The 12,206-nt window shown below is 55.0% G+C and carries 11 protein-coding genes; 4 read left to right on the top strand and 7 right to left on the bottom strand.

Translation table 11 applies throughout. The features are described from left to right. Positions 1-161: 161 nt before the first annotated feature. The 4 genes from BQ7480_RS09005 to BQ7480_RS08990 are packed head-to-tail and all read right to left on the bottom strand — an operon-like array spanning position 162 to position 4,631. Positions 162-2,252: a type IA DNA topoisomerase gene (locus BQ7480_RS09005; protein WP_005944290.1), complete on the bottom strand. Its 2,091-nt coding sequence runs from the start codon at positions 2,250-2,252 to the stop codon at positions 162-164. A 59-nt stretch (positions 2,253-2,311) separates the two neighbouring features. Further along, entirely contained in the window at positions 2,312-3,901 is a 1,590-nt protein-coding gene (locus BQ7480_RS09000; RefSeq protein WP_005944293.1) for a DUF3945 domain-containing protein, read from the bottom strand. A gap of 19 nt (positions 3,902-3,920) precedes the next feature. Then, a complete protein-coding gene (locus BQ7480_RS08995) occupies positions 3,921-4,271 on the bottom strand; it encodes a helix-turn-helix domain-containing protein (RefSeq protein WP_009016627.1) in 351 nt (116 codons plus the stop codon). Between the two features lie 3 nt (positions 4,272-4,274). After that, entirely contained in the window at positions 4,275-4,631 is a 357-nt protein-coding gene (locus tag BQ7480_RS08990) for a helix-turn-helix domain-containing protein (protein ID WP_015532456.1), read from the bottom strand. Positions 4,632-4,839: 208 nt separating this feature from the next. Here BQ7480_RS08990 and BQ7480_RS08980 point away from each other — a divergent pair, with 208 nt between their 5' ends. Both BQ7480_RS08980 and BQ7480_RS08975 read left to right on the top strand, forming a co-directional pair. Continuing rightward, on the top strand, positions 4,840-5,133 hold the full coding sequence (locus tag BQ7480_RS08980) for a helix-turn-helix domain-containing protein (RefSeq protein ID WP_015532457.1): 294 nt from the start codon (positions 4,840-4,842) through the stop codon (positions 5,131-5,133). Between the two features lie 34 nt (positions 5,134-5,167). Continuing rightward, positions 5,168-5,473, top strand: a complete 306-nt coding sequence (locus BQ7480_RS08975; protein WP_025066921.1) for a helix-turn-helix domain-containing protein — start codon at positions 5,168-5,170, stop codon at positions 5,471-5,473. A gap of 77 nt (positions 5,474-5,550) precedes the next feature. Here BQ7480_RS08975 and BQ7480_RS08970 read toward each other — a convergent pair whose 3' ends face one another. Continuing rightward, complete coding sequence (locus BQ7480_RS08970; protein ID WP_005944300.1) at positions 5,551-5,913, bottom strand: virulence RhuM family protein; 363 nt, start codon at positions 5,911-5,913, stop codon at positions 5,551-5,553. A 12-nt stretch (positions 5,914-5,925) separates the two neighbouring features. Continuing rightward, on the bottom strand, positions 5,926-7,161 hold the full coding sequence (locus BQ7480_RS08965; RefSeq protein ID WP_015532459.1) for a site-specific integrase: 1,236 nt from the start codon (positions 7,159-7,161) through the stop codon (positions 5,926-5,928). A gap of 390 nt (positions 7,162-7,551) precedes the next feature. Here BQ7480_RS08965 and BQ7480_RS08960 point away from each other — a divergent pair, with 390 nt between their 5' ends. Together BQ7480_RS08960 and BQ7480_RS08955 are read left to right on the top strand one after the other, a co-directional pair. Then, positions 7,552-8,628 (top strand): LacI family DNA-binding transcriptional regulator, encoded by a 1,077-nt coding sequence (locus BQ7480_RS08960; protein WP_072542605.1) that lies wholly within the window; start codon positions 7,552-7,554, stop codon positions 8,626-8,628. Between the two features lie 20 nt (positions 8,629-8,648). Next, complete coding sequence (locus BQ7480_RS08955) at positions 8,649-10,142, top strand: UxaA family hydrolase (protein ID WP_072542604.1); 1,494 nt, start codon at positions 8,649-8,651, stop codon at positions 10,140-10,142. 166 nt (positions 10,143-10,308) lie between these two features. Here BQ7480_RS08955 and BQ7480_RS08950 read toward each other — a convergent pair whose 3' ends face one another. Next, complete coding sequence (locus BQ7480_RS08950) at positions 10,309-12,204, bottom strand: M56 family metallopeptidase (RefSeq protein ID WP_072542603.1); 1,896 nt, start codon at positions 12,202-12,204, stop codon at positions 10,309-10,311. Positions 12,205-12,206 lie beyond the last annotated feature (2 nt).

The following is a 12,206-nucleotide window of genomic DNA, read 5'->3' as shown; positions in this document are numbered from 1 at the left end:
CTTTGGAATTTAGTGGATTGGTAATGACGTGGATAATCGTCTGGAAAGGAGAAAGAAAAGGCACTCGGTATCCCTCCGAGTGCCACCACTAAATCCAAAGTATGAGTGTAATCCGGTATCGAAGAACAATTCATTACTCTGAACCAGTGGCAAAGGTAATACTATTTCTTCCGTCCTGAAAATTTCCTGCTCGTTTTCCTTTCGGGGAACACGAAAGTCGTGTTATAGTCCCCGTCAAAGGCGACTATGGCATCAAAGCTCTTGCCCTGTTTGCTTTTGAAGCCTTTGAGCAGCTTCGTATGCCCGTCGGTGAGCAGCTCTTTGATCTCGTCGTCGGAAAGGGTGCGGTTCGCCTTCAGGCGGAACACGGGCAGCCCGCACTCCGCGTTGTCGCAGCGTACCACCTTGCCGTAGAACTGCATGCTGCCCGTCCCGCACTTGGGACACTTGCAGCCGGAATCCCTGCGGGAGAACAGTTTGTCGCACGAGAGCAGTTCGGAGGTGATTTCACGTGTGTACGCCTCTATCTCCCTGCGGAAGGTGTCAGCGGGCAGTTCCCCGCGCTCGATGCGTGCCAGATTCTTCTCCCATTCGCCCGTCATGGCTACGTCGGCGATGCGCATCGTCTTCACGACCGAGTAGAGGGCAAGCCCTTTTTCTGTCGGCACAAGCGATTTCTTGCAGCGTTCCATGTAGCCGCGTTTGAAGAGCGTTTCGATAATCGCCGCACGGGTGGCGGGCGTGCCGATGCCGCAGTCCTTCAACGCCTGACGCAATGCGTCGTCCTCTATGTCCTTGCCCGCCGTTTCCATTGCCGACAACAGTGTCGCTTCGGTATGCAGCGGTTTGGGTTTGGTCTTGCCCTCCGTGATGGAGCAGCCTTTCAGCGTCAGCGTGTCGCCTTCCCGCCAATCGGGGATGGCGGTTTCTTCCTTGTCCTCCCCGCCATAGACGGCACGCCATCCGGCTTGCCTGATGATGCTGCCTTTCACCGTGAACTCCACTCCGGCACATTCCGCCGTGACGGTGGCGGTGTCCTTGACGCATTTCTCGGAGAAAGCCTCAATCATGCGCCCGGCAACCATCTGATAAATGGTGCTGTCCTCTTTGGAGAGGAACAGCGGCTTCTCGCCAGTGACGAGCAGGGCGTGGTGGTCCGTCACCTTGCCGCCGTCCACACTGCGGCGTGTCGGCTGCGCTTTCGGCTGCACCTTGCCTTTCCATTCGGGCAAAGCCCCGATGAAGGCGAGCAGCTTGGGGATTTCAGCGAACATGTCTTCGGGTATGTAGCGGCTTCCGGTTCGCGGATAGGTGATGAGCTTCTTCTCATAGAGCTTCTGCGCGATTTCAAGCGTCTGTTCCGCCGTGAAGCCGTGCTTGGCGTTGGCTTCCTTCTGGAGCGTCGTCAGGTCGTACAGGAGCGGTGTTTCCTCCGTCTTCTCCTTGCGTTCGGCTTTCGTGACGGTGGCTGTGCCTGCCGACTTCACCTTATCATACAGTTCCGTCGCAGGCTCTTTCTCTTTCCACTTTTCGGAAGAGGAAAACTTCACTGTTCCTTCGTCGCAGCCGTCCGTTGCGATATGGAGCTGCCAAAAGGCTTCGGGTGTGAAGCGGCGGTTCTCCCAATAGCGTGCGCACACCATTGCCAATGTAGGTGTCTGCACCCGTCCGATGGAATATGTGCCGTGTCCGGCGGCGATGGAGAGTGCCTGCGTGCCGTTGATGCCCACGAGCCAGTCTGATTCGCTCCGCGCTTTGGCGGCAAGATAGAGATTGTCGTATTTGCCGCCCGCTTCGAGGTTGCGCAGCCCCTCGCGGATAGCCTTGTCGGTAAGCGAGCTTATCCAAAGGCGCACAAACGGGGTGGTGCATCCGATATAATGGTAGAGGTATCGGAAGATAAGCTCACCCTCACGCCCTGCATCGGTCGCCACGATGATTTGTTCGCTCCTGTTGAACAGGGTGGCGATAACCTTTATCTGCGCCGCCACACCGCTGTCAGGCTTGTAACCCTTCTCCGTCTTGGTCTGGCGGGGGACGAGCGTGAAGGTGTCGGGGATGACGGGCAGGTTGTCACGGACGAAGCCGCGTATGCCGTAGCCGTCGGGCATGGCAAGCTGCACGAGGTGTCCGAACGCCCATGTCACGGCGTAGCCGCCTCCCTCGAAATATCCTTCCTCTCTCTTTGTCGCGCCCACGATACGGGCGATCTCACGTGCCACAGACGGCTTTTCTGCAATGATTGTCTTCATATTCTTCTGTCGTTTTGAATTTTACAAATGGTACTTCGGATTTAGTGGCGGACACCGGATTACATCTTCATGCCCTTATTGTTTCTTTTCTGCGGCTTCTCCTGCTGCTGTTGCTGTGCGGTGTCCTTCGGGGCGGTCTGTCCCTTCCGCAACGGTTCTTTCAGGTTCTTGGTAGCCTCGTTGGTCTTGCCCTCGCTGTTCACCGCCACCTGCGTGCGGCTCTCGTTGGACGGGGCGACCTTCTGAGCGTTGTCGGGGTTGGTGTCGTAGCGGTACGGGCGTCCCTTCTCCGGATTGAACTTGATGTACATCGTGGCGTGGAAGCCTTGCTTGTCGGTCACGTTCTCTAATTTCACGGCTTTGCCAGCCACGTAGTCGGCTTTCTGCTGCTCGGTGAAGTCCACGCCGCTCCATTTGCTGATGGGTCGGATGCTGCCGTCGGCGTTAGTCCACGTGTTGCGGCGTTGCTCCTTCTGCGTGTTGGCGGCATTCTCCGTACCCTGCGCCTGTCCCTGTGCGGGGTTGTTCTTCGTTTCCTGCGTCTGGACGGCACGGGGCGACCTGCCGGTTCCCGGCACGAACTCCACGCCGCGCTGCTCCACGTTCACTTGCAGGGTGGTGACGAACTTCCTGCCGTCCTTGCGCTCGATGAGCTTGTCACGCACGGGCAGCCCGGCACGCAGCATGTCCTGCTCCTGCTTGGTGATTTCCGTCTTGCCGATGCGCTCCGGTATGCGCACCTTGTTTGCCGGGACATCCGTGATTTCGTTCGTCTTGCGGTCGATGCTGACGAACGAGGGGATGATCTCGCCCGTTCCCCTGTCCACGAGGTCCACGACCCTGCCGAGGTTGCCCGTTTCGCGCAGGTTCTTCCGGTCATCGTCGGAGAACTTGTGTTCCTTATACTCGTCGAGCTTCTGCTCCTTGCGGATGAAGTGCGGCACAAGGCTGACATTGCCCTCGCCGTCCTTCTTGAAGGAGAGGCGGGCGTCCAGTTCGAAAGCCTCTCCGCCGAAATTGGGCGACACCCTCACCAAGTCGGACTTGCCGTAGTTGAGCATCCTGTTAAGATCGCCCGACTTTTCAAGGTCGTCGCGCTTCACGCCCCATTTCTCCTCCAACTCCTGCCAGTTGATCTTGCTCTCGTCGATGGGCTGGTAGCCCCGGTTGCCCTGCGTCTGTTGCGGGCTTTCCTGATTCTGTTCGTTTTTCTGTTCCATTTCTTCCTGTTTTTTAGGTTCGTCATCTTGTTTCTGTTCCGGTTGTTCCTGCTTTTCGGCGGACTGCTCCTCCTGTACTTTCTTTTCGTAGCCGGAGGTGTCCACCTTGTGGGGCGCAAGCATCTCCTTGTTGCCGTCGGGGTCTTTCAGCAAGTCCTTGATAACCTCCAGCAGTTTGTCGGCTTGGTCCGCCGCGACACGGTAGAAACCGAAGCGGCTGGGTTCCTTGCACTGGCGGAAGAAGTTCTTGAAGAAGTTGTCCAGCACGTCGCCGTGCCGGTCGAATTGCAGGAAGCTCTGCGAGTTCTCCGCTTTCGCGGGGATACGCTTGGGGGAGCCGTCGGCGTTCAGCCCGGCTACCACGCTGATTTCGCCCGTCTTCTCGTCACGGACAACCAGCACGTCCTTTTCGTCTTTTTTCTTTGCCATCTGAAAAATGTTTTAATGGTTATTTTTGAAAGAAATTATGGATACGAGCCTTGTAGAAGGCTATATCTTCCTTGCGGAAGTCCTTTACATGTTCGGAGAGGAACGTCAGCACGTCCGCCTCGCTGTAATAGGTCTTTTTGCCGAGCGTCTTGTAGGGCAATGCGCCGATGCTGCGGTAGCGTTGCAGGGTGCGCTTGCTGATCTGGAGCAGCATGCACAGGTCTTGGTTGTCGAAAAGCCTGATCCCGTCCATCGGGTTCGGGGCTTTGCCGGACGGCTGCATGGAGAGCAGCATCTCGTCCTGACGGTCGAGCCGTTCCATAACTTTCTGCATCCAGTTCTCGAAATTGTTGCGGGTAAGCAGTTCCATGTCCTACGTCCTCCTTCCTTTGGGTTTGCCGCCCGTGCGCAGCGTGTGGTTGCGTTTCATCTGTTCCGGGGTCGCGGCATCACCCGTAATGGTGCTGTCTTCGAGCAGGCGGTCGATTTCCGACTGCCGGTAGCGGCACTTGCCGCGCAGCACGACATAGGCGATGCGCTGTTCGCTGCGCATGCGCTGGAGGGTGCGGCAACTCACGTTCAGCAGGTGCGCCGCCTCGCGGGTGGTGAGCAGCCTGTCGGGGGATTCTTCCTTCCTCCCGCCGGAAACGGCACGCACGTGTGCCGCTATCTCGGCTATCTGTTCCGTCAATGCGGTGAAGGCGGAACTTTCCATCGTTATCACTTTCATATTCAGTCTTTTCTTTTGGTTTCTGCGGCAAAATTCGGCAATAAACCAAAGGGGCTTTAACAGCTCACTACGTGGCTCACGTAAGATTTTTATGGATAATGGCTCCGTAACCCGGACAGACGGCGCAACAAGCTGCCTTTTAGCGGGAAACGGTGCGTGTTCATGGCGGCTTCGTTACCTTTGCGGCAAACTCTGAAATGTTTTGCTTATGGAAATAGTATCTATCGAGAAAAAGACCTTCGAGATGATGGTGGTGTCCTTCAACGCCCTCGCGGAGAAGGTAGCCACCCTTAGGCGCAGGAGCGACGGCGGGCGGATGGAAAGGTGGCTCACGGGCGAGGAGGTCTGCGGGCAGTTGAGGATCAGCCCGCGCACGTTGCAGACCTTGCGCGACAGGCGGCTTATCGGCTACTCGCAGATTAACCGCAGGTTCTATTACAAGCCGGAGGAGGTCAAAAGGCTCATTCCGCTTGTCGGCACGCTCTATCCCGGCGGAAAATGATTTTTATTATTCACAACCCACTGAATCCGAAATGATGATGAACGAGAACAATGAAGTGTTTACGATGGAGGACGAGCCGCTTGCCACCCTTGTGCAGAACATGCGCAAAGGCTCGAAATGGCTCTCCGCCTTTCTGGAAAGTTACCGCCCGCCGTTGGACGGGGAGCGTTACCTGACGGACAGGGAGGTGGCGGAACTGCTCCGTGTCAGCCGCCGCACCTTGCAGGAGTACCGCAACAACAGGGTGTTGCCCTTTATCCTTTTGGGAGGGAAGGTGCTTTACCCTGAATCGGGGTTGCGTGAATTGTTGGAGGCGAACTATCGCAAGCCGATGGAATAAGGCGGCTGCATGAAAAAAGGAAACGGACAACTCCTTCACGGGGCTGTCCGTTTCCTTTTTCTTATTTATATGCGTTATCAGCAATACCCGGCTTTTCCGTTCTGTATGAACATCACGTATGCCTGCCGCTTTTCCTTCGAGAGTGCTTTCTCTACCAGCCACGTGCGGAACACATGCGCATGGTAGGTGTTCAGCCGGAAGGCGACGGGGATGATGATTTCAAGAGAGTAAACATCCGCGTGCAGCCCGTTTTCAAGCCGCATGTAGCGGCACACTTCGTAGTCGTTCAGCACGTCCGGCTTGCGGACGGCTCTGATGGCGGCGTTCACTGCCGGGACGCCCGTGTGGAACAGTCCGGCGATTTCTGTGGCGGTCATCCATATCTCGTTACCGTTTACGCTGATCGTGTTGTCCTCTATGATGATTATATCACGTTTCATGGCTTCTCTGTTTTAGATGGTGCAACCTGCAAATTCCTCGATGCCGTTCAACCTTGCCGCAAGGTTTTCCATGTCTTGGTTGAGCTTCTCTTTGGTGATTTTCGCGTATATCTGTGTCGTCTTTATGCTCTTGTGTCCCAGCATGGAACTCACCGTTTCGATGGGTACGCCGTTGGAGAGGAACACCGTCGTGGCTGCCGTGTGGCGGCTCTGATGCCACGTGATATGCTTGGTGATGCCGCAACGCTTGGCGACGGAACGGATTCCGGCAAGGCACGTGTTGTAGTGGGGAACGGGGAAAATCCTGCCGTTCCCGCACAGACCCCGGTATTTGTCGATGATGCGCTTTGCGATGTCGAGCAGGCGGATATTGGACACCACGCCCGTCTTCTGGCGGTTGATGTTTATCCACTCGTGTTCGTCGAAGTAGGTGTGGATGTTCTCTTCCGTCAGGTTGCGCATGTCGGCGAACGACAAGCCGGTGAAGGCGCAGAACAGGTAGAGGTCGCGGTAAAGCTCCTGCTTGGCGTTTTTCAGCCTGCCCTCCATCAGCAGCCGGATTTCCTCTTTCGTCAGGAAACTGCGCACAGTTTCCTCCTTCTTGATTTCGTACTCCCGGAACGGGTCGCGTGTGAGCCACTCGTTGTTGATAGCGATGAACACCATCGTCCGCAAAGGGCAGACATACAGCCACACGGTGTTGGTGCAGCAGTGCTTGTCCGTGCGCAGGAACATCTCGAAGTCGGAGATGAAGGCGGGCGTAAGCTCTTTCAGCGCGATGTCCTTCACGCGGTAGCGGATGGAGAGGAACTCTTGCAGGTGCTTGTAAACGGTCTTGTATTTCAAGAGTGTACCTTTGGCTTTCATGCCGGCCTCCACCTGTTTCTCGTAGTCCTCGTTGTGCTGGCGGAACACCTGCATCAGCGTGTGGTAGCGGTGTTCCAGTCCGAGAAAGGCGTTCTTGACCTTCTCTGCCGTGACAAAGTTGTCACGCTCCATGATTTCCTGATAATGTCTGTTGATGCGTACACGCATCTTGTCGAGCATGCGGTTCGTTTCGAGTGCCGCCGTGCTTCTGCCCGTGACACGTCCCCCTTTGGTGTCCCACAGCTTGGGATCGACGGTCAGTTTGCAGCTGAACTGCATCTGGGTGCCGTCCACCGTGATGCGTCCCATGACGGGTACTGTCCCGTCCTTTTTCACTACCTGACGCTTGAGGTAGTAGATTACTGAAAATGTACTCTTCATCGTCCTTAATTTTTTTAGGTTCAAAATTAGTTGGTGAAGAGTCCGTTGTCGGTACGCAAAACGGGGAGGAACGGCGCAATCTTTTTCCGTAACCGGATTTGTTGCGTGGGTTGTCAGTAACTCACTAATCCTTAACGCCTTGTTTCGCTATCCGTGTCCGTTTGTCGCCCTTTCGGGCATGGTTACGGACAAGTAACGTAGCGGCGTCCTGATTTGGCTTCAGCGGTGATTGCGATGGCTTCACGAATAATCGGAAGCACGACTGAAACCCTTGTAACTCAATTCTATCACTATTTCTTTCCGCATTTCACTTTTTTGTAGTAACTTTGTAACGTAAAAAGTGGTATTTTACTGCAGGATGAGTTTTTAAATATATAATAAGGTGAAAGCATGGAAAAACAGCAAGAGAGAATCCGTATCAAGGACATCGCCCAGATGGCAGGTGTGTCGGTAGGAACGGTAGACCGTGTACTTCATTCGCGGAGCGGGGTGTCTGCTTCCAGCCGTATGAAGGTGGAGGAAATATTACAGAAGTTGAATTATCAGCCCAACATGTATGCCAGCGCGCTGGCTTCGAACAAGAAATACAGGTTTGTCTATCTGCTCCCGTCGCACAACGAGGGAGATTACTGGACAGACGTGGAACACGGCATGCAGCAGGCGGTGGCCCGTTTTTCCGATTTCAACGTCTCGCTGTCGGCTTTCTATTACGACCAGTACGAGTCGGGGGCTTTCACCGAAGCGGGAATGCACATCCTCGACGAGCAGCCCGACGGGGTTATCCTCTCGCCTGCCATCGAAGAAGAAACCGAACGCTTTGTCGGCCGTTTGCAGGAAGCAGGCATCCCTTATGTGTTCATCGACTCGAACATTCCCCGGCTTTCCCCGTTGGCTTTCTACGGACAGCATGCCCGGCGGAGCGGCTATTTTGCGGCACGCATGTTGCGTCTGCTGTCTCAGGGACAGACGGAAATCGTCATCTTCCGCCAGATTAACGAAGGACACTTGGGGTCCAACCAGCAGCTTTACCGCGAGGAAGGTTTCTATGAGTACATGAAGGAGCACTGCCCGGAGCTGAAGATGTGGGAGCTCAACCTCTATGCCAAGCAGCCGGGCGAGGATGCGTCGCGCCTCGACGAGTTCTTTGCCGCTCATCCCGACGTGAAGTGTGGCATCACCTTCAACTCGAAGGCGTATATCATCGGGGAATACATGCAGCGTCACGGGCGTACGGATTTCCATCTGATGGGATACGACCTGCTCCGCCGCAACGTGGCTTGCCTGAAGGCGGGAAGCATCGACTTCATCATCGCACAGCAGCCCACGGTGCAGGGATACAACAGCATTGAATGTCTGTGCAACCACCTGATTCTGCGCAAGAAGGTGAAAAACTGCAACTACATGCCCATCAACCTGATTACGACGGAGAATCTCGACTTTTATTTCGATACGCACGTCAACGAATAACCTGATCATACTGCAATTATATGAAAACAACTTATCTGCGAATCAATCCGGCCGACAATGTGGCGGTGGCCATCGCTCCCCTTCGTGCGGGAGAGACCATCGAGGCAGACGGGCGGACCATTATGCTGCGCACGGACGTGCCTGCCGGACACAAGGTGACACTGAAGGACTTCCGTGCCGGAGAAAATATCATTAAATACGGCTACCCCATCGGTCACGTGATGAAGGACGTGCCCGAAGGTACCTGGGTGAGCGAAAAAGATATCAAGACCAATCTGGCGGGGCTGCTGGACTATACCTACACGCCGGTGGAGGTGCATACGGATATCGCCGTGGAGCATCGCACGTTCAAGGGCTACCGCCGCCGCAACGGCGATGTGGGGGTGCGTAACGAGATTTGGATTATCCCGACCGTGGGCTGCGTGAACGGCGTCGTGAACCAGCTGGCCGACAGACTCCGCCGCGAGACGGACGGCGGCAAGGGGGTGGATGCCATCGTGGCTTTTCCCCACAACTACGGTTGTTCGCAGCTGGGCGAAGACCATGAGAACACGAAGAAAATCCTGCGCGACATGGTGCTGCATCCCAATGCCGGAGCCGTGCTGGTGGTAGGTCTGGGATGCGAGAACAACCAGCCCGACGTGTTCCGGGAGTTCATCGGCCCGTACGACGAAGACCGTATCCGTTTTCTGGTGGCGCAGAAGGTGGACGATGAATACGAGGAAGGCATGCGCATCCTGCGTGAACTGTATGCCAAGTGTTGTCAGGACAAGCGTACGGATGTGCCTCTCTCCGAGCTGCGCGTGGGACTGAAGTGCGGCGGCTCTGATGGCTTCTCCGGCATCACGGCCAATCCGCTGCTGGGCATGTTTTCCGATTATCTGATTGCACAGGGAGGCACCTCGGTGCTGACGGAAGTGCCCGAAATGTTCGGGGCGGAAACCATCCTGATGAACCGTTGCCGCACGCCGGAACTCTTCCGGCAGACGGTGAGCCTGATTAACGACTTCAAGGAATATTTCCTTTCCCACGGGGAGCCTGTGGGCGAGAATCCTTCGCCGGGCAACAAGGCAGGTGGTATCTCTACCCTCGAAGAGAAAGCCTTGGGCTGCACGCAGAAGTGTGGCAAGAGTTATGTGTCGGGCGTGAGAGCCTATGGCGACCGCCTGCAAGCCAAGGGACTCAACCTGCTTTCGGCTCCGGGCAATGATCTGGTGGCCGCTACGGCCCTTGCCGCTTCGGGCTGCCACATCGTGCTCTTCACCACGGGGCGCGGTACTCCTTTCGGTACCTTCGTGCCCACGATGAAGATTTCCACCAATTCCCATCTGGCGGCACAGAAACCCGGATGGATTGATTTCAATGCGGGCGTCATCGTGGAAGACGAACCGATGGAGACCACTTGCCGCCGTTTCACCGACTATGTGATTCGGGTAGCCAGTGGGGAGTTCGTGAACAACGAGAAGAAGAACTATCGCGAAATCGCCATTTTCAAGAATGGGATAACGCTTTGATAAACAGTTGTTTATGAAAACAGCTGAACCCCATGAAAAAACGCAAGTACGTTTGTGATAAAACGTCCTTGCGTTTGGTTTGAAATGCCCTTACGTTTTACTTCAAACGCAAAGGCGTTTTCCTTTAAACGCACTTGTGTTTTTTGAGGAGCGCAAGTGCGTTTTTTTACTTCTTTTTGGTGGTGATAAGAATCACACCATTTTTCCCTTTTTCGCCGTATATATCCGTAGCCGATGCGTCTTTCAATACAGTGATTGATTCAATGCATTGTGGGTCGAGTTTGTTCATCGTTTCGGTGGAGGCCTCTGTTTTGTCTATCAGCACCATCGGCAATGCTTCCTCTTTTCCCGGACCGTCCTTGCCGTTCTGAAACATTTGGACGATTGCTACCGGAACTTCGCTTTTCTGAGGAGCCGGAGTGACTCCATACCCTACTACTACGATGTCATTGTCACCTGCCTTCGGTTGGTTGTTGGTTCCCTCCAACATGAAAGTCACCGGGAGAGTAAATTTCACGGCAACCGCCTGACCGTGCTGCATGCCCGGTTTCCATTTCGGCATGGTGCCAATCACCCGGATGGCTTCCGCATCCAGCCACGGGTCGACCGGGCGGAGTACGTGAAGGTCGCTCAGCGAACCGTCCTTCTGCACGATGAACTGTACGATGACCCTTCCCTGCTTACCGGCTTCCTGTGCTTTGGTGGGGTATTTCACGTTGCGGGCCAGGAAGTTCAGACATTCCTTCATGCCGCCCGGAAATTCCGGCATTTGTTCCACCACGTCAAAGGTCCGGTCGTCCGAAGTCACGGCTTGCGGAACAGGTGCTACTACTTTCACATCTTTCTTTGTGTCACCTTCAGGCAGTACAATCGTCTGGTCGGCCTTCTTCAGGCAGTCCTTGACTGTCATCGTGACCGTACCCATACCAATGTAGGACACCTGGATGCTTTGGTCGGTAGCGGCTTCAAGCGTGAAGTTGCCGTTTTCGTCGGTAATGGTACCGTTGGTCGTATTCACCACGAGTATGGTTGCCGCGATGATGGGTCCTCCCTTTTCATCCACCACCTTCATCTTCAGGGTGACCTTTTCGGCAGGGTTCGACACATTTTTATCGGCATACGTTTCCAGAACTGCCGATAAATCATTAACTTTGACACTTGAAATCTCGTCCAGCGGTTGGGAGATTTCGGGACGGGCAAAGGCAGCTACGGTAACGGCTGCCAACGGAAGTACGTAGAGGTACTTGGCGCGTGCCCATGGATTGGATTTTTTTCGAATCATCATAGTGATACGTTTTTTAAGTGAACTGTGATTAAAGCTGTTGGCAATAGAGTAGAGCCTTGCGCCAACGGCTTTTTTTATTAATAGCATTTGATATTCTTTTGCCTGTATGCCCTGACGGAGCACTTCCTCGTCGGCCTCGTATTCGTGGATGTTTTGCAATTCCTGCTTGAGCAGCCAGATGGCCGGGTTGAACCATTGCACCCAGGCGCAGAGCTCGGTCAGCAGTAAATCCCACGAATGGTGGTGACGGATGTGGGCCAGTTCATGTACCAGAATGTAGTGTCCTCCTTCCTTCAGATCGGTTTCCGAAATCACGATGTAGCGCATCCAGCTGAAAGGGGCGATGTGGCGTTGGTGTATCACCAGCCGGACGCCGTAGTCCAGCTTCTCGCACCGGCTGTGGCGGATGAGGAAGAGCATGCGTCCCAACGACCAGAGGTGGCGGACAATGACGAACAGCAGTCCCGCGAAGTAGACCAGTACCAGTATTTCCTGCCAGCGGAACGAGTGGCCCCCCTCTTCTACTACCGTCGCTCCTTGGTTCCACTGGTACATCAGCAGCAAGTCCTCCATCGACATCATTTGCATGTTTACCGGAGAAGCCTCCTTGACCGTGACCTGTATCAGAGGCAGCAGGCACGAGAGTACCATCACCCCCAGCAGGGCTATCCGGTTGAAGCGGTGGAAAGTCTCCTTGCTGAGCAGCAGGCGGTAGAACAGGTAGAACACCGCCAGGCAGACGGCCGATTTGAGTATGTAGACTAAAAAGGTTCCCATAA

It is taken from the genome of Bacteroides mediterraneensis (assembly GCF_900128455.1).
GTDB lineage: Bacteria > Bacteroidota > Bacteroidia > Bacteroidales > Bacteroidaceae > Phocaeicola > Phocaeicola mediterraneensis.
Note: the sequence above shows the minus strand (reverse complement) of the source record. Positions and strands in the feature narration are given on the sequence as shown.